Annotated in this window: 32 protein-coding genes; 16 read left to right on the top strand and 16 right to left on the bottom strand. The window is 62.5% G+C overall.

Annotation, left to right across the window (positions count from 1 at the left end; translation table 11 throughout):
• Window positions 1-24: 24 nt before the first annotated feature.
• Together FJ942_RS13275 and gloA are read right to left on the bottom strand one after the other, a co-directional pair.
• Entirely contained in the window at window positions 25-318 is a 294-nt protein-coding gene (locus FJ942_RS13275) for a DUF2218 domain-containing protein (protein ID WP_140897929.1), read from the bottom strand.
• Between the two features lie 129 nt (window positions 319-447).
• Window positions 448-888: a lactoylglutathione lyase gene (gloA, locus tag FJ942_RS13270; RefSeq protein WP_140522101.1), complete on the bottom strand. Its 441-nt coding sequence runs from the start codon at window positions 886-888 to the stop codon at window positions 448-450.
• Between the two features lie 268 nt (window positions 889-1,156).
• Between gloA and FJ942_RS13265 the strand changes: the two genes are divergently transcribed.
• Genes FJ942_RS13265 through FJ942_RS13255 form a run of 3 tightly spaced genes read left to right on the top strand, consistent with a single transcriptional unit; the run spans window position 1,157 to window position 3,076 of the window.
• A complete protein-coding gene (locus FJ942_RS13265; protein WP_181165163.1) occupies window positions 1,157-1,702 on the top strand; it encodes a cold-shock protein in 546 nt (181 codons plus the stop codon).
• Window positions 1,703-1,724: 22 nt separating this feature from the next.
• Window positions 1,725-2,288, top strand: a complete 564-nt coding sequence (locus FJ942_RS13260) for a DUF192 domain-containing protein (RefSeq protein WP_140625537.1) — start codon at window positions 1,725-1,727, stop codon at window positions 2,286-2,288.
• A 20-nt stretch (window positions 2,289-2,308) separates the two neighbouring features.
• Window positions 2,309-3,076, top strand: coding sequence for an alpha/beta hydrolase (locus tag FJ942_RS13255; protein WP_140558495.1), 768 nt, complete (start codon window positions 2,309-2,311; stop codon window positions 3,074-3,076).
• A gap of 43 nt (window positions 3,077-3,119) precedes the next feature.
• Here the strand turns inward: FJ942_RS13255 and FJ942_RS13250 are convergent, their stop codons facing one another.
• Window positions 3,120-3,725 carry a hypothetical protein gene (locus tag FJ942_RS13250; protein WP_140625535.1) on the bottom strand — a complete coding sequence of 202 codons (606 nt, stop codon included), beginning with the start codon at window positions 3,723-3,725 and terminating at the stop codon, window positions 3,120-3,122.
• A gap of 124 nt (window positions 3,726-3,849) precedes the next feature.
• Between FJ942_RS13250 and cysE the strand changes: the two genes are divergently transcribed.
• Together cysE and FJ942_RS13240 are read left to right on the top strand one after the other, a co-directional pair.
• Window positions 3,850-4,698 carry a serine O-acetyltransferase gene (gene cysE, locus FJ942_RS13245; RefSeq protein ID WP_140564637.1) on the top strand — a complete coding sequence of 283 codons (849 nt, stop codon included), beginning with the start codon at window positions 3,850-3,852 and terminating at the stop codon, window positions 4,696-4,698.
• 148 nt (window positions 4,699-4,846) lie between these two features.
• Window positions 4,847-5,050 carry a DUF3126 family protein gene (locus tag FJ942_RS13240; RefSeq protein ID WP_019857879.1) on the top strand — a complete coding sequence of 68 codons (204 nt, stop codon included), beginning with the start codon at window positions 4,847-4,849 and terminating at the stop codon, window positions 5,048-5,050.
• Window positions 5,051-5,097: 47 nt separating this feature from the next.
• On the opposite strand, the gene FJ942_RS13235 is transcribed toward FJ942_RS13240, so the two are convergent.
• Window positions 5,098-5,829: a hypothetical protein gene (locus FJ942_RS13235; RefSeq protein WP_140558491.1), complete on the bottom strand. Its 732-nt coding sequence runs from the start codon at window positions 5,827-5,829 to the stop codon at window positions 5,098-5,100.
• A gap of 102 nt (window positions 5,830-5,931) precedes the next feature.
• Between FJ942_RS13235 and FJ942_RS13230 the strand changes: the two genes are divergently transcribed.
• On the top strand, window positions 5,932-6,252 hold the full coding sequence (locus tag FJ942_RS13230) for a hypothetical protein (protein WP_140522113.1): 321 nt from the start codon (window positions 5,932-5,934) through the stop codon (window positions 6,250-6,252).
• Window positions 6,253-6,294: 42 nt separating this feature from the next.
• Window positions 6,295-6,822 (top strand): gamma carbonic anhydrase family protein, encoded by a 528-nt coding sequence (locus FJ942_RS13225; RefSeq protein ID WP_140493693.1) that lies wholly within the window; start codon window positions 6,295-6,297, stop codon window positions 6,820-6,822.
• A 161-nt stretch (window positions 6,823-6,983) separates the two neighbouring features.
• On the opposite strand, the gene FJ942_RS13220 is transcribed toward FJ942_RS13225, so the two are convergent.
• The 3 genes from FJ942_RS13220 to FJ942_RS13210 form a co-directional block, all read right to left on the bottom strand.
• Window positions 6,984-7,592, bottom strand: a complete 609-nt coding sequence (locus tag FJ942_RS13220; RefSeq protein WP_140517647.1) for a transglutaminase-like cysteine peptidase — start codon at window positions 7,590-7,592, stop codon at window positions 6,984-6,986.
• A gap of 193 nt (window positions 7,593-7,785) precedes the next feature.
• Window positions 7,786-8,403, bottom strand: coding sequence for a PilZ domain-containing protein (locus FJ942_RS13215; RefSeq protein WP_140493689.1), 618 nt, complete (start codon window positions 8,401-8,403; stop codon window positions 7,786-7,788).
• A gap of 119 nt (window positions 8,404-8,522) precedes the next feature.
• On the bottom strand, window positions 8,523-9,155 hold the full coding sequence (locus FJ942_RS13210) for a PAS domain-containing protein (RefSeq protein WP_140493687.1): 633 nt from the start codon (window positions 9,153-9,155) through the stop codon (window positions 8,523-8,525).
• A gap of 401 nt (window positions 9,156-9,556) precedes the next feature.
• On the opposite strand from FJ942_RS13210, the gene FJ942_RS13205 reads away from it, so the two are divergent.
• Window positions 9,557-10,315, top strand: coding sequence for a rhomboid family intramembrane serine protease (locus tag FJ942_RS13205; RefSeq protein ID WP_140522115.1), 759 nt, complete (start codon window positions 9,557-9,559; stop codon window positions 10,313-10,315).
• A gap of 87 nt (window positions 10,316-10,402) precedes the next feature.
• Window positions 10,403-10,834 (top strand): CBS domain-containing protein, encoded by a 432-nt coding sequence (locus FJ942_RS13200; protein ID WP_140493682.1) that lies wholly within the window; start codon window positions 10,403-10,405, stop codon window positions 10,832-10,834.
• Window positions 10,835-10,878: 44 nt separating this feature from the next.
• Here the strand turns inward: FJ942_RS13200 and FJ942_RS13195 are convergent, their stop codons facing one another.
• Window positions 10,879-11,136: a YjhX family toxin gene (locus FJ942_RS13195; RefSeq protein WP_140897927.1), complete on the bottom strand. Its 258-nt coding sequence runs from the start codon at window positions 11,134-11,136 to the stop codon at window positions 10,879-10,881.
• Between the two features lie 279 nt (window positions 11,137-11,415).
• Between FJ942_RS13195 and gatB the strand changes: the two genes are divergently transcribed.
• Complete coding sequence (gene gatB, locus FJ942_RS13185) at window positions 11,416-12,915, top strand: Asp-tRNA(Asn)/Glu-tRNA(Gln) amidotransferase subunit GatB (protein WP_140493678.1); 1,500 nt, start codon at window positions 11,416-11,418, stop codon at window positions 12,913-12,915.
• Between the two features lie 4 nt (window positions 12,916-12,919).
• Entirely contained in the window at window positions 12,920-13,414 is a 495-nt protein-coding gene (locus tag FJ942_RS13180; protein ID WP_140897925.1) for a GNAT family N-acetyltransferase, read from the top strand.
• 56 nt (window positions 13,415-13,470) lie between these two features.
• Here FJ942_RS13180 and panC read toward each other — a convergent pair whose 3' ends face one another.
• Window positions 13,471-14,322, bottom strand: coding sequence for a pantoate--beta-alanine ligase (panC, locus tag FJ942_RS13175; RefSeq protein WP_140517642.1), 852 nt, complete (start codon window positions 14,320-14,322; stop codon window positions 13,471-13,473).
• The gene (panB, locus tag FJ942_RS13170; RefSeq protein ID WP_140517641.1) at window positions 14,319-15,161 is read right to left on the bottom strand and encodes a 3-methyl-2-oxobutanoate hydroxymethyltransferase; all 843 of its coding nucleotides are present in this window, start codon (window positions 15,159-15,161) and stop codon (window positions 14,319-14,321) included. Before panB ends, panC begins: the two co-directional genes overlap by 4 nt.
• Before the next feature lie 230 nt (window positions 15,162-15,391).
• On the opposite strand from panB, the gene FJ942_RS13165 reads away from it, so the two are divergent.
• The 3 genes from FJ942_RS13165 to FJ942_RS13155 all read left to right on the top strand — a co-directional run bounded on the left by FJ942_RS13165 (window position 15,392) and on the right by FJ942_RS13155 (window position 16,920).
• On the top strand, window positions 15,392-15,790 hold the full coding sequence (locus tag FJ942_RS13165) for an NADH:ubiquinone oxidoreductase subunit NDUFA12 (RefSeq protein WP_140493670.1): 399 nt from the start codon (window positions 15,392-15,394) through the stop codon (window positions 15,788-15,790).
• A 114-nt stretch (window positions 15,791-15,904) separates the two neighbouring features.
• Window positions 15,905-16,462: a DUF2155 domain-containing protein gene (locus FJ942_RS13160; protein WP_140762326.1), complete on the top strand. Its 558-nt coding sequence runs from the start codon at window positions 15,905-15,907 to the stop codon at window positions 16,460-16,462.
• Between the two features lie 74 nt (window positions 16,463-16,536).
• Window positions 16,537-16,920 carry a hypothetical protein gene (locus FJ942_RS13155; protein ID WP_140762323.1) on the top strand — a complete coding sequence of 128 codons (384 nt, stop codon included), beginning with the start codon at window positions 16,537-16,539 and terminating at the stop codon, window positions 16,918-16,920.
• Between the two features lie 12 nt (window positions 16,921-16,932).
• On the opposite strand, the gene aat is transcribed toward FJ942_RS13155, so the two are convergent.
• The 6 genes from aat to FJ942_RS13125 form a co-directional block, all read right to left on the bottom strand.
• Complete coding sequence (gene aat / locus FJ942_RS13150) at window positions 16,933-17,550, bottom strand: leucyl/phenylalanyl-tRNA--protein transferase (protein ID WP_140517639.1); 618 nt, start codon at window positions 17,548-17,550, stop codon at window positions 16,933-16,935.
• Window positions 17,551-17,577: 27 nt separating this feature from the next.
• The gene (gene accC, locus FJ942_RS13145; RefSeq protein ID WP_140493663.1) at window positions 17,578-18,921 is read right to left on the bottom strand and encodes an acetyl-CoA carboxylase biotin carboxylase subunit; all 1,344 of its coding nucleotides are present in this window, start codon (window positions 18,919-18,921) and stop codon (window positions 17,578-17,580) included.
• A gap of 10 nt (window positions 18,922-18,931) precedes the next feature.
• Window positions 18,932-19,393 (bottom strand): acetyl-CoA carboxylase biotin carboxyl carrier protein, encoded by a 462-nt coding sequence (gene accB, locus FJ942_RS13140; RefSeq protein WP_140493661.1) that lies wholly within the window; start codon window positions 19,391-19,393, stop codon window positions 18,932-18,934.
• Window positions 19,394-19,419: 26 nt separating this feature from the next.
• Window positions 19,420-19,854: a type II 3-dehydroquinate dehydratase gene (gene aroQ / locus FJ942_RS13135; protein WP_140517638.1), complete on the bottom strand. Its 435-nt coding sequence runs from the start codon at window positions 19,852-19,854 to the stop codon at window positions 19,420-19,422.
• Between the two features lie 145 nt (window positions 19,855-19,999).
• Window positions 20,000-20,803, bottom strand: a complete 804-nt coding sequence (locus FJ942_RS13130) for a DsbA family protein (RefSeq protein WP_140493657.1) — start codon at window positions 20,801-20,803, stop codon at window positions 20,000-20,002.
• Between the two features lie 62 nt (window positions 20,804-20,865).
• Window positions 20,866-22,257 (bottom strand): M48 family metalloprotease, encoded by a 1,392-nt coding sequence (locus tag FJ942_RS13125; protein WP_140493655.1) that lies wholly within the window; start codon window positions 22,255-22,257, stop codon window positions 20,866-20,868.
• Between the two features lie 146 nt (window positions 22,258-22,403).
• Here FJ942_RS13125 and FJ942_RS13120 point away from each other — a divergent pair, with 146 nt between their 5' ends.
• Window positions 22,404-23,552, top strand: coding sequence for an aminotransferase class I/II-fold pyridoxal phosphate-dependent enzyme (locus FJ942_RS13120; RefSeq protein WP_140493653.1), 1,149 nt, complete (start codon window positions 22,404-22,406; stop codon window positions 23,550-23,552).
• 4 nt (window positions 23,553-23,556) lie between these two features.
• Window positions 23,557-24,486, top strand: a complete 930-nt coding sequence (locus FJ942_RS13115; RefSeq protein ID WP_140897923.1) for a glutaminase — start codon at window positions 23,557-23,559, stop codon at window positions 24,484-24,486.
• Window positions 24,487-24,501: the final 15 nt, after the last annotated feature.

Below are 24,501 nucleotides of genomic sequence, written 5' to 3'. Positions count from 1 at the left end.
CTGCCGTAATGCGCGGAGAAGAGCCTACGCCGCCTCGGCGCGTTTCCAGTCGAACGTCAGCTCCTCGCGAAACGCAAAGCGTCTGATGTGGTCGGCGACGACGCTTTCAAGGCGCTCGACAGAGCCGGGGTCGTCGCTCGACACGGTGATGTGCAGCGCAGCTCCGTCGGCATCCATGATGGTGCGGCCGAGCGAAAGGTCGATGGCGCCATGATTGGGATCGAATTCCACGGGGAATTTGTGCGCCCAATGTTTGCACAATTGCTGCAGATAACGGCTTGCATGTGCGGTGGTGACATCGGCATGGCTGATCGTCATGAAGGGATCTCCGAGGGTGAAACGCACAAAACGGTGCCCGCTTTCGAGGCGGGCGCTATCGCCGCATAGATAGGCGCAAGCTCGCCCGCCGCCATAGGCCGGCTGCCGACCGCTCGAAAAGGTGATCGATCACCAGCTTCCGGTGTTCGGCATCGACGCCCACGGTTCGGCCTTTGCCTTCGCCGGACCTTTCTGCAGAAGTTCGATCGAGATTCCGTCCGGCGACTTGACGAAAGCCATGTTGCCGTCGCGCGGCGGCCGGTTGATGGTGACGCCGCTGTCCATCAGCCGCTGGCAGGTGGCGTATATGTCGTCGACTTCATAGGCGAGGTGGCCGAAATTGCGGCCGCCCTTGTAGTCTTCCGGGTCCCAATTGTAGGTGAGCTCGACCAGCGGTGCTTTCTCGTCGATGCCGCTTTGCTCGTCTTCCGGCGCGGCCAGGAAGATCAGCGTATAGCGGCCCTGCTCGTTTTCGTAGCGGCGCACTTCCTTCAGGCCGAGCTTGTTGCAGTAGAAATCGAGCGAAGCATCGATGTCGGCGACGCGGACCATGGTGTGCAGATAGCGCATGTGATTTCCTCGACTTGTTGGGTTGCGGCGCAACATAGGGGTGGGCCGTCCAAAGGGCAAATCCCAGGCGGCTGCCGGCGCCGCCAAAGAACAAATCCGGTATTCGCATAATGAACCGTGAAAAAAGGCACGTCAGGTCTTGCACTCACCGGAAGCCGCAGTGTTAATCTGGTGTCAAGAATCAGTTGCGGTGTTCTTGAAAAAAGGGGGCATTCTTATGGGGGAAAAAGCCTCTTTGACGGGGCGGTCCGAAACCCTTGGCGACGCCATGAAGCGCGACGAAGGCGGCGATGCCGTCGATCTGACCGAAATATCCGGCGCCATCAAGTGGTTCGATGTAGCCAAGGGCTATGGCTTCATCCTCCCGGATGACGGCGTTTCAGGCGACATCCTCCTCCATGTGACATGCCTTAGACGGGATGGTTTCCAGACTGCTCTGGAGGGAGCGCGCGTTGTCTGCCTCGTCAAGCAGGGCGAGCGCGGATTGCAGGCTTTTCGGGTTCTCTCGATGGATGTCACCACAGCGGTCCATCCGGCGGAAATGCAGGAACAGCGCACCCATGTCTCGGTGACGCCCGAAAGCGGGCTGGAGCGTGCCTTGGTGAAGTGGTTCAACCGCACCAAAGGATTTGGTTTCCTGACCCGGGGCGAGGGCACCGAGGACATCTTCGTCCATATGGAGACCTTGCGTCGCTACGGCATCACCGAGCTTCGGCCGGGGCAGGTCGTGCTTGTCCGCTTCGGGCGCGGCGACAAAGGCCTTATGGCTGCCGAAATCCACCCCGATATGGGAACCTTGCCGGTCGCGCATTAGGGCGGTTGCCGAGGATTTTCGCATGACACATAGGAATTGGCTTACGGCGGGCGCAATGTGCGTCCTGGCTGCGGTCATCGTCGCCGCGGCCGCCTATTTCTATTCGCCTGCACCGACGGCGGCCGACAGCCGGGTGATGACCCTGCCGGTGGACCCGACGCCGCTGGTCGTGGCGACGAAAGGCGGAGATCGCTCCTTTTCCATCGAAATCGCCGACACCGATGCTGAACGCGAGGCCGGCTTGATGTATCGCCAGGACATGGCGGACGATCACGGCATGTTGTTCGTCTTCGACATGCAGCAGCAGGTCAACTTCTGGATGCAGAACACGCCGATGCCGCTTGACCTGGTTTTTATCGGCCAGGATGGCAAGATCCGGGCGGTCAAGCACGGCGAGCCGCAATCCCAGGCGCTCATTTCGCCCGGCGTGCCGGTGCGCTTCGTGCTTGAGCTCAAGGCGGGCACCGCCGCCAGGAACGGTATCGATTATGGCGACCTGGTGCGGCATCCGGCCGTTGGCACCATATCAGGCCCCGAGGTGCCGCCATCGGACAATGGCGATGCGCCGAACGGCGGTGGCGGTTGAGGACGCGGGCAGTATAGCCGATGCAGTTTTTTTCCCATGACGGGTTCGATATCGCCTTCCTCGACCGCCAGCCGGAATCGGGCCGGGGCGATCCTGTGCTGATGATCCATGGCTTTGCCTCCAGCCATTACGTCAACTGGGTTTCGCCCGGCTGGTTCAAGACGCTGAACGATGACGGCTACCGCGCCATTGCGCTGGACAATCGCGGCCACGGCTCGTCATCGAAAAGCTACGAAGAGGCAGATTACACCCCGGCCCGGATGGCCTCGGACGCGGCTGCTTTGCTCGATCATCTCGGCATCGGGCGCGCCCATGTCATGGGCTATTCGATGGGCGCGAGGATAGCGGCATTCCTGGCGCTGTCGGATCCCGACAAGGTGGCGACGCTGGTCTTCGGCGGTCTCGGCATCGGCATGATCGACGGCGTCGGCGATTGGGATCCGATCGCGGCAGCCCTTCTTGCCGACGATCCGGCCAAGACCACTCATCCCCGCGGCCGTTCGTTTCGCGCCTTCGCCGACCAGACTCGCAGCGACCGCCGGGCGCTCGCGGCCTGCATCGCCACCTCCCGCGAGTTGCTGAGCGAGGATGAAATTGCCCGGATCGCCCAGCCGACGCTGATCGCCGTCGGCACCACCGACGACATTGGCGGCTCGCCCGACGAACTTGCCGCACTGATGCCCAACGCCAAGGCTTTCCACATCGAAGGCCGTGACCATATGCTGGCCGTCGGCGACAAGACCTTCAAGCGGCGTGTGCTGGAATTCTACGCCGAAAATCCGCTTTGACCCGGCGCAAGAGCCCGATAAAACCTGATGCACAAGCCAGATGTCACGCTGGTTTTTGCAGCGCTTCGAGCGACCGGGTGAGATTCAGCCTGGCCTGCTGCTCGAAGCGCCGACGGAATTCCTCGCTGTGGAAGATGTGCGGGCGTGTCAGGAAGCTGTTCAGCACCGCGCCGCGTCCGGCCCGCCAGATCGGCTCCTCCACCCATTGATATTCGGCGCGGATCGCGCGCTCATAGGCATCGAATGCATCCGGCGCTGCGCCGAGGATCGACAGGTCCATGTCCAGGAAAAGAGCGGCGTCACGCACCGCGGCCGTGTCTTCGAAGCCCGGCAACTGGTGTGTTGCGGTGGCAAGGATCATGGCGCTGATGCGGCAGAGGCGCTGGGCGTCGATGCGGCCCGCGAGCTTTTTTTCCGCGAGTGCTGCGCTTTGCGCCTCGTTGTCCTTAGCCCGGCTGTCATAGACGGCGTCGTGGAACCAGATCGCCGCCTCGACGGCCTCGGGATCGTCGAGCAGCTTCTGGTACTCGCCGGCGAGCGCCAGCATCGCCTCGATATGGGTAAGGTTGTGGTAATGGCGGTCCTGTCTCTCATAGAGAGCGGAAAGCTCGCGTTTGAGGGCATTGTCGAGCAAGAGTTCATTTTCCATGCCGGCTTGAATTCCCGCTAACCAAATCCATTTGACAGAGCACTAAGGAAAATTGAGTTCAATCGTGCTATGATCTGGCTTATATGTGCGGCCCGACATTAGGCAAGGCGGCAGGACGACGTCGATGAACAGCATCAGCATTTCCCGACACAGCGCGTTGCAGCCGGTCGATCCGATCTGGCGCTCGATCCGTGACGAAGCGATGGACGCGGTCAATCGCGACCCGCTGCTCGCCGCCTTCCTCTATTCGACCATCCTCAATCAGGAGAGCCTGGAGGAGGCGGTCATCCACCGGCTGGCCGAGCGGTTGGCGCACCAGGACATAGGTTCCGATCTCATCCGCCAGACCTTCAAGTCGATGCTGGCCGACGACAAGGATTGGCCGACCATCGTGCGTGTCGATATCCAGGCCTATTACGACCGCGATCCGGCCTGCGACCGCTTCATCATGCCGGTGCTCTACTTCAAGGGATTTCACGCCATCCAGACCCACAGGCTGGCGCATTGGCTGTGGAACCAGGGGCGCAAGGATTTCGCGCTCTATCTGCAAAGCCGTTCGTCCTCGGTTTTCCAGACCGATATCAATCCGGCGGCCCGCATCGGCAAGGGCATCTTCATCGACCACGCCACCGGCCTGGTCGTCGGCGAGACAGCGGTCATCGAGGACGACGTGTCGATCCTGCACGGTGTCACGCTCGGCGGCACCGGCAAGGCCGGCGGAGACCGTCACCCCAAGATTCGTCGTGGCGTCTTGATCGGTGCCGGCGCCAAGATTCTCGGCAACATCGAAATCGGCCATTGCTCCAAGATCGCCGCCGGTTCGGTGGTGCTGTCGCCGGTGCCGCATAACAAGACGGTCGCAGGCGTGCCGGCTCGCGTCGTCGGCGAGACCGGCTGCGACCAGCCGTCGCGCCAGATGGACCAGCTTCTACCGTCGCAGACGATGGACCAGGTCGTCAGCTTCGACATCTAATTTTACTGAGGGGCGTCGGGGAGTTTCGCACTGCTCGCGTCGACGAGTCCGATTGCCGTGCAATACGGCGAGCTTGCCTTTACATGGCCATCGTCAACGTGTCAGAAGCGCCGTTCAAACGAGCAAGCCCGATGATCGGAGAAGACTGTTGAAGCCTGACGAAATCAGAAAGCTGGACGCCTATTTCAAGCGCGTCTTCCAGAACCCCAAGCTCGAGGTCAAGGCACGGCCGCGCAAGGAGGATTCGGCCGAAGTCTACGTCGGCGACGAATTCCTCGGCATCGTCTTCAAAGACGAGGATGACGGCGACTACAATTTCTCGATGGCGATCCTCGACATCGATCTGGGCTGATCCCACGCCCATGGCGATGCCGGACGCAAACGCGGCCGGCCTTTCCGTCACTGTCCCGCCTTCAGGACACGCCCGGCCTCGGCGGTGATTGCCGCGTCAAGCGCCTGCCAATCCCCCAGAAATTCCTTCGGGAAGCGATAGGTGAGGCTGAGATCCTCGCCGACATGGATGTCGCGCTCGCAAGGCGCCAGCGATTGTTCGGCTGCCGGCCCACTCAGGCAGCGGGCCACGAACGGGTCCTTGCCGGGCCGGTTGCCGACAACGAGCACCTCGTTGAGGTAACCTGATTTCGCGTTGAAACCGTAAATCGTCGTGCCGCCCGGACCTGCCGTGCCGGGCTGCACGATCAACGCGCTGTAGATCGGCCCGAAACGTCCGCTCATGTCGCGAGACATCATCTGCTGTTCGAAGGACAGGAAGACGATGCTTTTGGCTGGCCCCGTGTGATTGAAATCGCCGCGGGCAGCTTCGCTGTAGCCATCCATCTGGGGATAGCGCAGGTAGAGGTCGAGCCGCGAGGCGATGCCGTCGCGCCGCGCCTGTTCGAAACGGATAAAGTTGGCAGGCACGGCGATGACATTGTTGCCGATCACCACCTTGCGCATCGTCGCATCATCCGTGTAGCCGGCCATGGCGATCGAATGGCCGAACCATTTGCCGCCCAGGCTGATTGCGACCGACAGCAGGGCGAGTGCTGCGAAGGCGTAGAACACCCGCTTCATCAGCGTGGAATCGACCACGGTGAATTGGGGGTCGTCGGCGATCGCTGCCTGCTTCATCTCTGTCCCCGGATTCCTGTCCCGTGACGGCACGCATCGCACGGCACGGCTCTTGCAGTCCTTCCAGCGACTGTGCGATTTCATGGTAAACGGAAGGTAAAGATGGGCCCGGTTGAGCTAACTGCGTTCGCTTTTCTTGTCGGGTTGACGGCTTGCGGGCTGGTCGGATCGGCGATGGAGTTGGTTGCCGGGCGCAAGGTCGCGTTCACCGAGCCTTATGTGTCCTCCGCGCACGTACTGCGTTCGCTCGCCGCCACGGCGTGCGCCGGGCCGTTCATGCTGGTCAACGATGCCTTGGACGCCCGCCGCGAGGGTCGCATTTCGTCGGTGGCGCTGATTTCCTGTGGCTGCACGGCGGTCGCCTGGACGCTGGCGCTCGGCATCGTTCTTGTGGCCGTTGCGTGTTGGGAGGTGTCAACCTAGGGTCGTTCGACCTCCAGGCTTGAGACGAATCGGAGACCAGAAATGCCGCTTTATGCGATCGATGGCACCGAACCGAACTTCGCGGATGCGGGCTCAAACTGGATCGCGCCCGATGCGACGCTGATCGGCGACATCAGCATCGGCCGCAATGCCGGCTTCTGGTTCGGCGTCGTCATCCGCGGCGACAATGAACCTGTCGTGATCGGCGCCGACACCAACGTGCAGGAGCACACGGTCATGCACACCGATCCCGGCTTCCCGCTGACCATTGGCGAAGGCTGCACGATCGGCCACCGCGCCATGCTGCATGGCTGCACCATTGGCGACAACAGCCTGATCGGCATGGGCGCAATCGTGCTCAACGGCGCCAGGATCGGCAAGAATTCGCTGGTCGGCGCCGGCGCGCTGGTCACCGAAGGCAAGGAATTCCCGGACAATTCGCTGATCGTCGGCTCGCCGGCCAAGGCGATCAGGGTCCTGGACGAGGCTGCGATTGCAAGGTTGCGGGCCTCGGCCGCGCACTATGTCGCCAACGGCAGGCGCTTCAAGGCGGGTTTGGAGAAGGTCTAGGCCTCCGCCAGAAATGGCGGAGCCGGCCCGGGGACGGGGCCGGCTCCTTAGACCCGGTCGTTGGGACGGGGAGGGTGGGGACTCGACCGGGTTTCTCCTTAGACGCATCGCGTTGATGCGTAGCGCCTGGTCTCTGGTTCACGCGTGCCGGATCGACGCCGTCAGCGGACGCTGGCGACCGCGTCGGCGCGGCCGTCGTTGATCGTCACCCAGACGCCGGAATTGGTATCCGACTGTCGCTTGAGGTAGGTGTAGTCGGTGTCCGTCCAGGACAGGACCTTGGTTTCCAGATTGTCGAGGATGAATTCGCCGAGGCTGGTGCGCACGGTCAGCACCGCGTGGCCGTCACCGTTTGGCTGGCGCGCGACCGTCATCAACAGGTTGCCGGCCGGAACGCCGGCGTCCATCAGCTCGCGGCGCTTTTCCAGCGCGTAGTCCTCGCAATCGCCATAGCCATTGTCGGGATAGGCCCAATATTCCTCGACGCCGTTGTTTTCCATGTCGGTGCGCGGCTTGACGCGGGTATTGACCGAGTTGTTGATGCTGAGGATCGTCGCCCACAGCTTGCGGGTCAGTTCGACCGGCGCCCCCTTGGGTGTCCGCTCGCTGCATTCGCCCGGTATGCGCTGGCAGAATTCATAGTGTCCGACAGGCTGTGTGGTGCGGCCGCCGGTGTGCATATAGGCCGGTCCCGCGGCATATGCTGATCCCCAAGCGGAAAGCTGCATCGCCATTGCCATCAGCAACAGCTTGCCTCTCGTTTTCTTCATTGTTTTTGTCTCCCCGTTCGAGGGAGACATTGCCACAGGTGGATTTATTCGACGCAAAAGCGCGCAGTAGATATTGAGTAAAACGTCCCTAGAATAGGTATCAAATTTGAAACTTTTGAGTGGTCAATCGTTGTCGTAAAATACAAAAAACCGGCCGCGCGGCCGGTTTTGATCTGGACGCTGTTGGGCCTTGTCAGGCGCGCGGCGTGTTGAATTCCGAATCGAGCGTCTCAGGCCGCTGGATAACGGCGAATTCGATGGCGACGCCATCCTCGAAATGCCGCACGATCTGTCCGCGCATGGTGCCGAGCATGACCTGGACGCCGATCGCTGGCTTGACATCGATCTCGATCGCGGCGCCGGAGAGCGACAGGTCGATGATGCGGCACTGGTACTGACGCCCGTCGGTGAGCTGCAGGATGCTGGTCGGGTTGCGGGGGGCGACGCGCTCGTGGCGGCGGTCTTCCGGCAGATCTAGCTCGTGCTTGTTGGCGAGCCACGTCAATTGCGCGGCGAGCTTGTCCTTCTTGCGGTCCGACGCAATCACCGTCATTGCGAAACCGTCCTGCAAGGTGCGGGTGACGACGCCTTCTATGCGGCCGATATGGTCGACATAGGCGATGACCTTTTCACCGGGCATGCCGATGCGGTCCGTGCGAAACGCGACGTTACCCGGCGACATATCGACGACCTGGCAAGGATGTTCGGTGCGGTCTTCCAGCATGAAGCGCCCGTATATCTTGACCCGGACGCGCTGAAAGTTACGTCTCTCAGCTTGGGACGGCGCGTAGTCGACCGCCGCTGACCTCATGACTGCCTACACCCCGTTTGGCATCCCCGCGCGCCGATGCCAGGGACTTCATCCCAGAACTACAGCAAAGCGGGTTAACAAAGGGGAAAAACGGGCAGGCGGGGCTGTAGGATCGTCAACTATTCCTCGCGCCCGCCATCGAAGACGACGAGGTGGCGGATGCGGCGCGCTCGGCCGAGCGCGGAGATGGTTTCGGGCGCCTCCAGTTCGGCGGGAACAAGCGAGGGAACGTCGATCGCCGGCCGGCTCGCCAGCAACTCTTTTTCGGGATCGATGACACGGATCGAATCGATCAACGCGTCCGTGAGCGGGTCGGCGCCCAGCCAGAACGGCTTCTCCACAGCGCTGATCACGCCAAGGCAACGCGGGTTTTCGACGCCGCCATCCAGCGGCAAGGCAAGCAGTTCGAACTTGTTGGAACGGCCGTTGCGGCTGAAGCCCTCGAACATGATCAGCACGACGGATTTCTGGTCGAACACGCCATGGATCAGCTTCGAGACCAGCCGCTGGTCCTTCTCGCGCCACAGCGAGGGAAAGGAGAACCCCTTGAGTTCGCGGCCATAGGAGGCGCAGAGCCTTGTGCCGGCCAGCCGGAACACCGCTTGCCCACGCGTGTCCCTTTCCAGGATGAAGGTGTCGGCCAGCAGCGACTTGATATCGGCCGGCTCCACTTCCGAGCGCTTCGGGGCTGGGCGTCCATCACGCAAGCGGTTCCAATACTGGAACAGCGTGATCGATCCGTTCTGGTTCATGCTAAGCAGCTCCGCGCATTCTGTCGTCTGATGTCCCATCGGTGAACAGAAGGGCGCCCTCCGATGACCTACATGCGTTGCGGAGCAGGAAGCGTGCCAGCGTCGTTAACACTTGTTCACGGGTCGGGGCCGTTAAGGTTAACAAGTGGTTTACGTTGCGCCCGGTCGAGCCGCGTGGCACACAAAAACCACTCCAGAAGCGGTCGTTTCGCGACGATCGGCAGCACTTCAGTCAAGAGTTCGGGGGAACAGGGGACTCGACAGCCGTTCAAGGGAAACCTTGGACGGCTTTCTTTTGATTCGGCACTTTTGATTCGCGCTCGGCGATTCGCCCTTTGTGGTCCGGCGGGCAGTGGTCTAGATGCTCGCAACAACGAATCCTGGACCGAGTGCTAGTGCGCATGAGTGAACCTGTAAGCCCACCGGAAATAGAACAGGCGGATCGCGAGCCCGAGCCGCGTCGCGAGCCGATCTTCAACCTGCCGCCGATCGTGCTGGCGGTGATCGCCATTTGCGTGGCCATCTACCTGTTGCAGCAATACGTGCTGAGTGATGCTCAGCAAATGACACTGCTTTACGATGGGGCCTTCATCCCTGTCCTCTACACCGGCCAATACGGCTTCGACTGGTTCCTGTTCACGCGGCCCTTCACCTATGCCTTCATGCATGGTGGATTTGCGCATATCGCCATCAATATGGTCTGGCTCGCTGCCTTTGGCTCGCCGTTGGCCAATCGGCTCGGAGCGTTCTGGTTCGCGTTGTTCTTCGCCGCGACGGGACTGGCTTCAGTGGCGCTTTTCTGGGCCATGCATCCATATGGCGAAGCGCCGCTGGTCGGGGCTTCCGGTGCGATATCGGGCATGATGGGAGCGGCGGCACGCTTTGGCTTCCGTACGGATCGTTCGGCGGGCAAAGCCGCTTTCGCCGGCCCCGTGCTGCCGATCGCAATGGTGCTGCGCTCGCGTGGCGTGATGATCTTCCTTGCCGTTTGGATGATGATCAATCTTGTCACCGGCCTTGTCGGCTTCGCCCCCGGCGTCGACAGCCAGATCGCCTGGGAGGCTCATATTGGCGGCTTTGTCGCCGGCTTCTTCGGCTTGCGCTGGTTCGACAGGCGTTGGCAGCCGCTCGATTGGGAGACGACCGACCACCGCACTTGAAATGCAACCGATCGCGGCGCACGATGTTCACTCTTACGTGAAAGCCGGTCAGGGCAGGAACCGGTTGGCAAAGTAGAGGAGGACGCCATGACGGTTAAGGCCATTCTCGAGCAAAAAGGCCACGACGTGTTGACGCTCGGGCCGAACGAAAAACTGAGCGAAGCCATCCGCATCCTTGCCGAACACAGGATCGGGGCGTTGGTCATCACCAATGGAGACCGCAAGATCGTCGGCATCCTGTCCGAGCGCGACATCGTGCGCGTCGTCGCCAGGGAAGGCGCTGCCGCGCTCGACATAGCCGTTCGTTCCGCGATGACGCCGAAAGTGAAGATCTGCAACGAGAATCACACCGTCAACGAGGTGATGGAGATCATGACCCGGGGCCGCTTCCGCCACCTTCCGGTGGAAAAGGACGGCATGCTCGACGGCATCGTTTCGATCGGCGACGTGGTCAAGCGTCGTATCGAGGATGTCGAGCGCGAGGCTGAGGAAATCCGCGCCTATATTGCTACCGCCTGAGCGGCAAGCAACCGCCGGCCGCGCAAACGGCCGGCGGGCGATAGTTACCTGTTGTCGAGTTCGGAGCGGACGAGTTGGAGCCCGCGCCGCGTGATGCGGTAGGGGCCGCCGCCCGACGACGAAACCGCCTTCTTGCGCTTCAGCTTCCGAAACAGGTCGAGATCGACGCCGGGGTAGTGCCAGCCGTCGCGGGTCAGGCATTTGACGGAGGCGATCCGTTTCTTCTCACTTTTTTCGATCTCAATGCGTCCGCCCTGCGCGAGCAGGTGCAGAACGCGTTGTTCAATACGCGAAATATCCATGGGAGAGTTTCCGGGAAAACAACAAAAGCCGCCGCCGCGAAGCTTCGCGGCGCGGGGTTTCAGGTTTTCTGCCCTGCCTCGCTATGAGGTCAGGGCCTTACCGGGACTGAGCGTAAGTGGACATCCACTCTCCATTGGGATGGATGGCCTATAGGCGAAAGCGGCGGAAAAGGCCAGCGGGCGGCTTTACGCTTGTCTCGGGAGGCGGTTTGCACTAGCGAAGTTGCAAATCAGGATGTGCAAAACGCACGTTTCCATCGTTCTACTACGCAGGCCACCATGAGCATCATCGATACCCGCACGCCCGACGCGAAACGCCTGATCCCCGGCGCCACCGGCGACTGGGAAATCATCATCGGGCTCGAGGTCCATGCGCAGGTGACATCGGAAGCAAAACTGTTTTCCGGCGCTTCGACGTCGTTCGGTGCCGCCCCCAACGCCAATGTCAGCCTGGTCGATGCCGCAATGCCCGGCATGCTGCCCGTCATCAACGAGGAATGCGTCAAGCAGGCGATCCGGACCGGCCTCGGGCTAAAGGCGCAGATCAACCACAAGTCCGTCTTCGACCGGAAGAACTACTTCTACCCGGACCTGCCGCAGGGCTACCAGATCTCGCAGTTCAAGCAGCCGATCGTCGGCGAGGGCACGGTGATCGTCTCCGTAGGGCCCGACCGCCAGGGCGAGTTCGAGGACATCGAGGTCGGCATCGAGCGCCTGCATCTGGAGCAGGATGCCGGCAAATCGATGCACGACCAGCATCCGACCATGTCCTATGTCGATCTCAACCGCTCCGGCGTGGCGCTGATGGAAATCGTGTCGAAACCGGACATGCGTTCGGCCGACGAAGCCAAGGCCTATGTTACCAAGCTGCGCACCATCGTTCGCTATCTCGGCACCTGCGACGGCAACATGGACGAAGGCTCCATGCGCGCCGACGTCAATGTTTCGGTGCGCCGGCCGGGCGGCGAATTCGGCACGCGCTGCGAGATCAAGAACGTCAATTCGATCCGCTTCATCGGCCAGGCGATCGATTTCGAGGCGCGCCGGCAGATCGCCATCATCGAGGATGGCGGCACGATCGACCAGGAAACGCGGCTGTTCGACGCCGTCAAGGGCGAAACCCGTTCGATGCGCACCAAGGAAGAGGCGCACGACTACCGCTATTTTCCCGATCCCGATCTGTTGCCGCTGGAGTTCGACCAGGCCTATGTCGAAGCGCTGGCCAAGGAGTTGCCGGAACTGCCCGACGACAAGAAGGCGCGATTGATCTCCTCGCTCGGCCTCTCGACTTACGATGCTTCGATCCTGGTGTCGGAAAAGCCGATCGCCGACTATTTCGAGAAGGTGGCCGCCGGCCGCGACGGCAAGCTCGCGGCCAATTGGGTCATCAACGACCTGCTCGGACAATTGAACAAAGCTGGCAAGGACATTGAAAACGCTCCGGTTTCGCCAGACCAGCTCGGCGCTATCATCGACCTGATCAAGGATGGCACCATCTCCGGCAAGATTGCCAAGGACCTGTTCGAGATCGTCTGGAACGAGGGCGGCGACCCGCGCCAACTGGTCGAGAGCCGCGGCATGAAACAGGTTACCGACACCGGCGCTATCGAAAAAGCGGTGGACGAGGTGATCGCCGCCAACCCGGACAAGGTCGAGCAGGCGCGCGCCAAGCCGACCATGGCCGGCTGGTTCGTCGGCCAGGTGATGAAGGCGACCGGCGGCAAGGCCAACCCGCAGGCCGTCAATGACCTGGTCAAGGCCAAGCTGGGCATCGAGTAACGCCATGTTCGTGCGCACCGCCGGGGATCGCGACCTCGCCGCCATCCGGGCGCTGCTGGTCGAGACCTGGCATGCGACTTACGACGCCATCTACGGCGCCGAACGGGTGACAGAGATCACCGATGCGTGGCATTCGATCGCCTCGCTCGCGGCGCGGCTGGCAAAGCCGAACAGCGAGTTCCTCGTCGCCGACGATGGCCAGCGCATTGGCGGCATGGCATTTGCCGAAGCGCTCGATGGCGGCGGCGTGGTCATGCTGAAGCAGCTTTACGTGCAGCCCGGCCTGCAGGGCCGGGGCATCGGCGGCATGCTTCTCGACGAGATCATCGAAAGCTTCCCTGAGGCCCGCGCCATCCGGCTGGAAGTGGAAGAGAAGAACACGCGCGCAATTGCCTTCTACCAGGCGAACGGCTTCGTCCAGACCGGCCGCACCGACAATTGCGGTTCGGCCCAATCCGCTATCCCGGCGCTCGTCTATGAAAGGCCGCTTGCCGCATAGCGGCGGACCTTTCGGGTGCGCAATCCGGCGGTCGAATTCAGCGATCGAGCCGCAGCCTAACTGGTGGAGACGTCCACATTGTCGATCAGCCTGGTCTTGCCCAGCCAGGCGGCGGCGAGCAGGCGGCCCTCGTGCCCGCGGCGCCACGGCGTCAGCGTCCGGCTCTCGCGAGCTTCGACATAATCGATCTTGTGGAAGCCGGCCGCGAGTAGGGCGCGGCTGGCTTCGCCTGTCGCGCCGTTCTGGTCGGCGCCGGCCGCCAGCGCCGCAGCTGCCTTGCGGAGGATCACGTTGAGCCGGCGGGCGATCTGGAGTTCGGCCTCACCGAGATAGGCGTTACGCGATGACATGGCGAGGCCATGCGCGTCGCGGATCGTCGGCGCGCCGATGATTTCGACGGGCAGGTCGAGGTCGCGGCAGAGCTGCCTGACGACGCACAATTGCTGATAATCCTTTTCGCCAAAGACCGCGACGTCGGGCGACGCCTGCAGGAGCAGCTTCGCCACGACGGTGGCGACGCCTTCGAAAAAAGTCGGTCGAAAATCCGATTCGAGCCCGGCGGAGGGACCGCCGACCGAGATTTTGGTGGCAAAGCCGGCAGGATACATCTCACCAACCCCAGGCGTGTAGGCAAGATCGGCTCCGGCCAAAGCCAGCTGGTCGAGATCGCGGGCGAGCTGACGTGGATATTTGTCGAGATCCTCGCTCGGCGCGAACTGCGTCGGGTTGACAAAGATCGAGACGATGCAGCGCTCGGCTCTTTCAAGCGCGATCCTGACCAGCGACAGGTGCCCTTCGTGCAAGGCGCCCATTGTCGGCACCATGGCGACGCGAAGGCCGTCGCGCCGCCAGTCGCGGATCCGCGCGCGAAGGCCGGCGACCGTGTCGACGACGAGGGGCCGGCTCATCGGTTGTCCTTGCCCAAGGTGGCCGAAAACACATTTTCGGAACCGGGGAATGTCCGGTCTCGTACCTCGCTGGCGTAACGTGCGGCCGCCTGCGAGACCACGCTGCGCAAATCGGCGTACTCCTTGACGAATTTCGGCACGCGGTCGACGGTGAGCCCGACCATGTCGTCTATGACCAGGATCTGGCCGTCGCAAACGCCACTCGCGCCGATGCCGATAGTCGGAATGGCGATGCGGCGGGTGATTTCGGCCGCGACCGCTTCGACCGTGCCCTCGATGACCATCGAAAAGGCGCCGGCTTCTTCGACGGCGCGCGCATCGGCAAACAGCGCTGCCGCATTCTCGTCGGTCCGGCCCTTGATCCTGTAGCCGCCATCCTTCTCGACGGATTGCGGCAGCAGGCCGATATGGCCCATGACCGCGATGCCGGCATCGACGACCGCGGCGATCTGCCGGGCCATACCGACGCCGCCCTCGAGTTTCACAGCCTGGCAGCCGGTTTCGCCAACGATACGCCGCGCCGAGGCAACCGCTTGGGCAGCCGAATCCTCATAGCTGCCGGCTGGCATGTCGACGACGACGCAAGCCCTGGCCGAGCCGCGCATCACCGCTTGCCCATGCGCGATCATCATCTCCAGCGAGGCGCCCAGCGTCGTTTTGTGGCCATGCAGGACCATTGCGACGCTGTCGCCGACGAGGAGCAGATCGACATGCTCGTCGAGCAGGCGGGCGATGGGGTAGGTATAGGCGGTGAGACAGACGATCGGCACGTCACGCTTTCGGCGGCGAATGGCGTCGGCACCGATGCGAATGTCGGCGGTCGGCGATTTCCTGGCCAATCGTCACCTCCCTCGGCCAACGGTCGGCCGGATACCCGCACGGGGCGCGCGCAGAGCTTTAGAAAGGCTGAGGGTGCTTGGCAAGCACCATACGGCGCCGGCAATGCATCACAGGCTTGTGTTGCCTTACCGGCGCGCCATTTGCGCCCTCTTGGCGGCAAGCCCCTTGCCTTCACGAAGGGCTGACGCCATAAGCAGGAAACGGACGCCATCGGCGCGAGGGTTTGAAGATGAAGACTTTCCTTACGCAGTTTTTCACCTGGTGGAACGGCCAGACGCTTGGTACGCGCCTGCACACTTGGCGGCACGGCAGGAAGGTCGGGCAGGACGAGGTGGGCAACGTCTACTACGAAGGCGGTGTCGATTCCGAAGGACGCACGCGCCGCTGGGTCATCTATCGCGATTATTCCGAGGCTTCTTCTATCCCGCCCGGCTGGCACGGCTGGATTCATCACCGCGTCGACGTCGCGCCGCCGAGCGACGATTACAAGCCGCGCGACTGGCAGAAGCCACATCAACCGAACCTGACCGGCTCGCCCTCAGCCTATCGTCCGAAGGGCTCGGTGCTGACCAACCAGCACCGCCCGCAGGTCACCGGCGACTACGACGCCTGGACGCCCGGATCATAAGCGGGCGTCGGTCCTTTATCGCCACAATTGGTGTTTAGCTGCTTGCTGATCAGAAAACGGCGACTAGCCTTTGTGATAGAGAATCACCCGGGCGCTAACCACCGGTATCCCTGCATGAGCATTTTCAGCCTGACATCGATGGGCGCACTGATGGTAGCCGCCGGGCTCACCGTTAGCACCGCGGCACTTGCCGCTTCGCCAACGCCGGCCGCACCCGCGCCGGCGCCGGGATCGGACCGAATCACCAACCCGGTCGCCGAATTCGCCGGCATCGACAAGATCACCGGCCGCATCATCACCTTCGACGTCTATATCGACGAGACGGTACAGTTCGGTGCTTTGCAGGTGACGCCGCGCGTCTGCTACTCCCGGCCGCAGAACGAGGAACCGAAGACCGATTCCTTTGTCGAAGTCGACGAGATCACGCTCGACCGCAAGATCCGCCGCATCTTCACCGGTTGGATGTTTGCCGAAAGCCCTGGTCTCAATGCCGTGGAGCATGCCGTCTATGACGTCTGGCTGAAAGCCTGCAAGCAGAAGTCGGATGTGCCAGCGCCCGATTCGGCCAAGACCGAGGCGGCCAAGCCCGATACGGCCCAGCCGAATGCCACGGCCGCTCCGGCTGCGACCGAGCCGGAAGCAACGGAACCGCCTACGACCAGCACCAACTGATCCTTCGGAACCGCCCTGACGGCAACGCGTTGGGGCCCTGACGGCCATACGATGCGCGCCGGGAGGATTTTCCAATGTCTGCCAGAAAGCGGATCACCGCCAGCATCAAGGAACTGCTTGAGCTCGAAAAGGGCTTCTGGACAGGCGATTCGGCATTTTTCGCGGCCAATGCCGACACCGAGTGCCTCGTGGCATTTCCGCGGATGGCCCAGACCATGAGCAATGCCGATCTCGCCGAAACCGCCGCCGATCCCAAGCGATGGCGTGATCTCGAGATCGATCTCAAGGGCGTGGTCGAACCAGGCAGCGACATCGTCATCCTGGCCTATGAGGCGCATGCCGTGAGGGGCAATGGCGAAGCCTACGCGGCGCTGGTCAGCACCGGCTATGTCCATCGCGTCAACGGCTGGAAGATGATGTTCCATTCGCAGGCTCCGCTGGAAACGAAGGTCCGCTGACGGGCTGGATCATCAGGGGAAAAACACCGCTTCACCCTTCAGCGCGTCGGCCAGCATCTTCTCGTATTTGCCGCGCGGCACGTCGATTGCGCCGAAGCGCTTGAGGTGTTCGGTGGTGAACTGCGTGTCGAGCAGTGCGAAACCGCGCGCCTGCAGGCGTTCGACGAGATGCACAAGGCAGATCTTCGAAGCATCCGTTTCCCGGGAAAACATGCTTTCGCCGAAGAACACCCTCCCCAGGGAGACACCGTAGAGGCCGCCGACCAGCCGCTCCTCGCGCCAGGCCTCGACAGAATGGCAATGGCCGATGCGATGCAACTGCACATAGGCCTCCCGGATCGGCGCGTTGATCCAGGTGGAACGGCGCTCCTCGCGCCTTTCGGCGCAGCCATCGATCGTCGCCTCGAAATCGAAGTCGAAACGGATGTCGAAGAGGTTTCGCCGAAGCGCCTTCTTCAGACTTTTCGGCGTGTGGAAGCGGTCGAGCGGAATGATGCCGCGCGTCTCCGGCCGCACCCAGAACACTTCCGGATCGGCGGCGCTTTCGGCCATCGGGAAGACGCCCGAGGCGTAGGCCTTGAGCAGAAGGTCGGTCGGGATACGATAGCCTGGCGCGTAGGGGCGAGTCATCGCTTCATTATAGCGGCAAGTCCGGGGCTATTCGCCTTTGGCCAGATATTTTTCCAGCCAGTGGATGTCATAGTCGCCATTGGCGATGTCGGCGTTGCCGACGAGGTCGCGAAACAGCGGCAACGTCGTCTTGATTCCGTCGACGACGAATTCGTCCAGTGCCCGGCGCAGCCGCATCATGCATTCGACGCGGTTGCGCCCGTGCACGATCAGCTTGCCGATCAGGCTGTCGTAGTAAGGCGGGATCTTGTACCCTGAATAGACGCCGGAATCGACACGGATGCCAAGGCCGCCTGGCGTGTGGAAATGGGTGATCGTGCCGGGCGAGGGCGTGAAGGTGCGCGGATCCTCTGCATTGATGCGGCACTCGATGGCATGGCCCTGGAAGCGGATGTCTTCCTGCTTGACCGAAAGACCGCCGCCCGAGGCGACACGGATCTGCTCATGCACCAGATCGATGCCAGTGATAGCCTCCGTCACCGGATGCTCGACCTGCAGGCGCGTGTTCATCTCGATGAAATAGAACTCGCCATTCTCGTAGAGGAACTCGATCGTGCCGGCGCCGGAATAGCCGAGGTCGGCGATGGCGTTGGCGCAGATATCGCCGATGCGCGAGCGTTCCTCGGCGTTGAGGGCGGGTGAGTTGGCCTCTTCCCAGACTTTCTGGTGGCGGCGCTGCAAGGAGCAGTCGCGCTCGCCGAAATGCACGCCCCGGCCAAAGCCGTCGCCGAACACCTGAACCTCGATATGACGCGGTTTTTGCAGGTACTTTTCAATATAGACGGCGTCATCGCCGAAGGCCGCGCCCGCTTCCGAGCGGGCCGTCTGCAAGGCGACTTCGAGGTCGGCCTCGGTATGCGCCACTTTCATGCCGCGTCCGCCGCCGCCGGCCGACGCCTTGATGATCACGGGATAGCCGATCTCTGCGGCGATGCGCTTGGCCTCCTTTTCCTCGGTCACCGCACCGTCGGAGCCGGGAACCACCGGGATGCCGAGGCGCTTGGCGGTGCGCTTGGCTTCGATCTTGTCGCCCATGATGCGGATATGGTCGCCGGTCGGACCGATAAAGGTAATGTTATGCGCGGCCAATATGTCGGAAAACTTGGCGTTCTCCGACAGGAAACCGTAGCCGGGATGCACGGCGTCGGCGCCGGTGATCTCGCAGGCGGCGACGATCTGGTGGATATTGAGATAGCTGTCGCGCGATGGCGGTGGCCCGATGCATACGCTCTCGTCGGCGAGCCGAACATGCATGGCGTCGGCGTCGGCGGTCGAATGCACCACCACCGTCTGGATGCCAAGCTCCTTGCAGGCACGCAGCACCCGAAGCGCGATTTCGCCGCGATTGGCGATGAGAATCTTCTGGAACATTAGGGCCGCTCTACTCGATCACGACGAGCGGCATGCCGTATTCGACCGGCTGTGCGTCCTCGAACAGGATCGCCGTCACCGTGCCGGCGCGCGGCGACGGGATCTGGTTCATCGTCTTCATCGCTTCGATGATCAGCAGCGTCTGCCCTTCCTTGACGTTCTGGCCGATCTCGATGAACGGCTTGGCATCCGGCGAGGGCGCCAGGTAGGCGGTGCCGACCATGGGGGAGGCCACGGCGTTTTTCGACACGTCGGCCGCGGCCGGAACGGCTGCGGTGGCAGGTTGGGCCGCTGGCGCCGGCGCAAAGGCCGGCTGCGGCGCGGCTATCGCGTGAACCGCCGGCGCCTGCCGCGATACGCGCACCTTCAGGTCACCCAGCTCGACTTCGATCTCGGTGAGATTGGTGTCGTTCAGTATGCCCGCCAGGTCGCGGATCAGCTGCTGGTCAACACCGGTCTTCTTTATCGACATTTTCGAGCCTTCTGTTTGTTGGCCGGTCATAGGCGTGCGGCCAGCGCCTGAAGCGCCAGCGTGTAGCCGAGCGGCCCAAAGCCACAGATCATGCCGACAGCGACCGGCGCGACCATGGAGACGTGGCGGAATGATTCCCGCGCATGGATATTGGAAAGATGGACCTCGGCGACCGGCAGCGGCGCCACGGAACGAATGGCGTCGTGAATCGCGATCGAGGTGTGGCTATAGGCGCCGGGATTGATGACGATGCCGGCGGCCTTGTCGCCGGCTTCCTGGATCCAGTCGACGAGGTCGCCCTCGTGGTTCGACTGGCGGAAATCGATTTCGAGCCCGAGCGCCGCGCCCGCCTCTCTGCAGTCCTCCGCGATGGCGGCAAGCGTCTTGCCGCCATAGATGCCAGGCTCGCGCTTGCCGAGCGCGTTGAGATTGGGACCGTTCAGGACGAAAACCGTTTTCAAAAAATGCCGACCTTTTCCGGCACCGGCGTCAAACCGGCGCTGGGCCCTCTATAATGGGCATAGACGCCCGCGGAAAGAGCGCAAGTGCGTTCTTTCACTGTCCACAACAGGCAGAAATGCGCCCGTGAAGAAAACCCGCGGCCGATCAAAGCGCGGCTTTCGCCGCCTCGATCTTCTCCGCCAGGACTTCCTGTCCGAGCGCCCCGAACACGACCTCGTTGCCGACGACATAGGACGGCGTTCCGGTGATCGCCAGCTTGTTGGCGAGATCGTAGGTCTTGGAGAAGGCTTCGGTGATGGACGGGTCCTTCATCTTTTCACGCAGCGTCGCTTCGTCGGCGCCGAGCGAAAGCGCGACCTTGATCGCCGCCGCCTCGGTGGCGCGTCCCTGGCCGCCGAGCAGCGCATTGTGGAACTCACCGTACTTCTGCGGCATCATCAGGTGGAAGGCCATCGAGACGACGCTGGCCTTCTGCGAATCCGGGCCGAGGATCGGGAACTCCTTGAGCACGAAACGCAGGTCCGGATCGGCCTTGGTCAGCGCCTGCATGTCTTCGATGGCGCGTTTGCAGAAGCCGCAATTGTAGTCGTAGAACTCGACGATCGTGACCTTGCCTTTCGGGTTTCCGACCACGCCGTCGAAGGAGGAGTTGAAGATCTGCTCCTTGGCGCCCTTGATGACGCCGAGATGGGCAATGCGCTGCTCTTCTTTCTGCTTGGCCTCGAGCGCATCCTGGACTTCCAGCAGCACTTCCGGATTCTTCAGGAGATAATCGCGGATGATGCCTTCGACCTCGGTGCGGTCGATCTTGGTATCGGCCGCTGCCGTCTGAAGCGGTTGCGCCGCACCGGCTTCCGCGATTTGCGGGCTGCCGGCCACGAAACCGAACGCCAGCATGGCAAGGGCTATCGCAACTCCCGTGGTGCCCAGCAGCAGTGCCTTTTTCATCGTTCCGTTCCTTTGCCTGTTTTCCGATCTGGCTGCGTCGCAGCGCACGGCCGGAAGGTTCACTATACCTTGCCCGACGGCTTGTAGTTTATGATGTCCTGGGCGCGTATCCATCGCGGCTCGCCGCGTTTGAGTTGCTGCTGCGCTCGCATGGCGAAGATCTTCGCATCCTTGTAGTTACCGGAATAGAAATGACCCTCGGCCGTGGCGAGCTCGGCGCCCGGTATGTCTCCCAATTCGCCATAGGCCTGCGCCAGATAGCGGTATCCCACGGAATTTTCCTTGTCGCGTCGCAAGCCGTTGTTGATCTGCACCACGGCCTTTTTCAGAGCGTCTGGGGTGCCCGTCGCCATCAACGCCTGGCCGAGCGAAACCGGCAGCAATCCAGATCGCGCCTTGTCGAGGCTGACTGCCTTGGCGTAGGCATCGGCAGCTTCCTTGGGCTTGTTCGCCTTCATCAATATATCGCCGCGCAATTCCTGGAAATAGGCGTTGCCGGGCTGGGCTTTGATCAAGGCGTTGGTCTTGGCGAGTGCGGTGGCGATGTTGCCGAAAAGATAGGCCGATTGGGCCTCGCCATACTGCGCGGCAAGGCTGCCCTGCATCTTTCGCATCAGCCGCGACGCGGCGGCCTGGCCTTCCATGTAGACAGCGATCTTCACCCGCATCATGTCGTGGCGCAATTGCAGTGCCGGCGCATCGACCTTGTCGAGATAGGGGCTCTGCTTGACCAGCACTTCGAGGTTGGAGATTCGATCGCGCGGCATTGGATGGCTGATCCGGTAGGGATCGACCTGCGCGCCCGACAGCGACAAGGCCGTCTGGAAACGCTGAAACGTCTTCAGCATGCCCATGCCGGACTGGCCGGTGGCGTTGAGATAGGTGATCGCCGAGCGGTCGGCCGTCATTTCCTCGGTGCGCTGATAGGCGAGAATGCTGCGCTGCGCCATCTCGCCGCCGCCAGCCGCCACGCCCACGCCGGCGCCGGCAAGTCCGCGGCTGTTGGTGGTCGCCCCGGCGACCATGGCGCCGGCGCCCAGCAAGGTTGCGATGATGGCCATCGTCTTGGCGCGCTCGAGCTGGTCACGCAGTTTCTGCTGGTGGCCGCCGGCGATATGGCCGGCCTCGTGGGCGATGACGCCGATGATCTCGTTGGGCGTTTCGGCTTCCATCAAGGCGCCCGTGTTGATGAACAGCCTGCGTCCGGTGACGAAGGCATTGAAGCTCTGGTCGTTGACCAGGACGATGTCGATGCCGTCATTCGCCAGACCGGCGGCCTTGAAGATCGGGCGGGCGTAGTCGCGCACCAGCGCCTCGATCTCGGCATCGCGCACCACCGGCACGTTCTGGGCCAAGGCGCTGATGGAACCAGACACCGCGACGGCGACGCCAAGCGAAAGCGTCGCAACGACGCGCGCTACCCGGGCAACCATCGATTTGGGTCGGCTCAACATGACGTGTCCACTGGTAGACGAGCGGGCGAAAGATGAAAAGTCGGCACCGGAAAAACTTCCTCAACTTGTGATCCTCACACCAATCGGGCATTTGTGCGGCGCATGCGCCAGGACGTGGTGCGCTCAATCGTCGGATCGAGGTCAAAATGGTCGTTTCGCTCTCACGCCGTGGCAATGTCGAACCCTTCCACGCCATGGATGTGCTGGCCGAGGCGAACCGGCTGAGAGCGACGGGCGCGCCGGTCATTTCCATGGCCGTCGGCCAGCCGTCCGATCCGGCTCCGGCCCGCGTTCGTGCCGCGGCGGCCAGGGCTTTGCAGGACGGGCGTATTGGCTATACCGATGCGCTGGGCCTGGCTGGATTGCGCAAGGCGATCGCGGAACATTATGGGGATCACTACGGGCTTGATGTCGCGCCCGACCGGATCGCGGTCACGACGGGATCCTCGGCCGCCTTCAATCTCGCCTTCCTGGCAATGTTCGATCCCGGTGACCGCGTCGCCATCGCAGCGCCGGGCTACCCCGCCTATCGCAACATCATGGCGGCGCTGGGCATCGAAGTGATCGAGATAGAGCTCGGCGATGCGGCCTATCTTCATGCCGCTCACCTGGAGACCGCGCATCGCGAAAAACCGCTGAAGGGCGTGCTGTTCGCAAGTCCGGCCAACCCGACCGGCGCGGTCATTCCGGCCGATGATCTCGCGGACCTGGTCCGGACGGCGGAGGCGCTCGGCATTGCCGTCATCTCCGACGAGATCTACCATCGGCTGGCCTATGCGGCGTCCGACACCACCGCACTCGCCTTTGGCACCGGTGTCACGGCGATCAACTCCTTCTCGAAATACTATTGCATGACCGGCTGGCGCATCGGCTGGATGGTGCTGCCGGAAGCGGTGGTGCGGCCCATCGAGCGCATTGCGCAGAGCCTCTACATCTCGCCGCCGGAACTGTCGCAGGTCGCCGCAATCGAGGCCTTTGCCGCTACCGAGGAGCTGGAAGCGGTCAAGGGTCGCTATGCCTGGAACCGCGAGCTCCTGATGACGCGTCTGCCGGAGCTCGGCTTTCCGCTGGCCGCACCGATGGATGGCGCCTTCTATGCCTTTTGCGACGTCACCCGGCACAGCAATGACAGCATGGCTTTCGCCCGCAAGATGCTGGCCGAGGCGCATGTCGCGGCCACGCCCGGCCGTGATTTCGACACCCAGGCCGGGCACCGCACCATGCGGTTCTCCTATGCCGGCAGCCATGACGACATGGTCGAGGCATTGGCGCGCATCGAACGCTGGCTGAGGTAGATCCATGCCGGAACTCGAGCAGGCCCTGGCCGAAGTCGCGGCCGAAATGGCTGAACGCAACGATCGCGGCGAGGTCGCCACCTATATCCCGCAGCTCGGCAAGGTTGATCCGAAGAAATTCGGCATCGCAGCCGTCACCAATGACGGCCGTGTGCTGATGGCGGGCGACGCCGACCAGCCCTTTTCGATCCAGAGCATCTCGAAAGTGTTCACCTTGACGCTCGCGCTGGGCAATGTCGGCGACGCGCTGTGGAAGCGGGTAGGGCGCGAGCCTTCGGGCAATCCGTTCAACTCGATCGTGCAGCTCGAGCATGAGAACGGCATTCCGCGCAATCCCTTCATCAATGCCGGCGCCATTGTCATTTCCGACATCCTGCTTGCCGGCCACCAGCCGCGCGAGGCGATCGGCGAGATCCTGCGCTTCATCCAGTTCCTCGCCGACGACGATACCATCATCATCGACCGCGAGGTGGCGGCGTCGGAGCGCGCCACCGGCTATCGCAATTTCGCGCTCGCCAACTACATGAAATCCTTCGGGAATCTTCATCATGCGCCGGAGCTGGCGCTCGGCGTCTATTTCCATCATTGCGCCGTCGCCATGAGCTGCCGGCAGCTGGCGATGGCCGGTCGGTTCCTCGCCAATGGCGGCAAGAATCCGGCGACCGGACATTCCGTGGTGTTGGCCGAGCGGGCACGCCGCATCGGCGCCATGATGCTGACCTGTGGCCACTATGACGGCTCCGGTGATTTTGCCTTCCGCGTCGGCATTCCGGGCAAGAGCGGCGTCGGCGGCGGCATATTGGGCATCGTGCCCGGCGTCGCCTCGCTCGCCGTCTGGTCGCCCGGCCTCAACGCCAACGGCAATTCCAAGCTGGGCTCGATCGCCCTGGAAAAGCTTGCCAGAATGATGAACTGGTCGATCTTCGCGCCGTAACGTTCCGGCAAACCG

It is taken from the genome of Mesorhizobium sp. B2-4-2 (assembly GCF_006442845.1).
Classification (GTDB): domain Bacteria; phylum Pseudomonadota; class Alphaproteobacteria; order Rhizobiales; family Rhizobiaceae; genus Mesorhizobium.
This window is presented reverse-complemented; position numbering and strand designations above follow the sequence as displayed.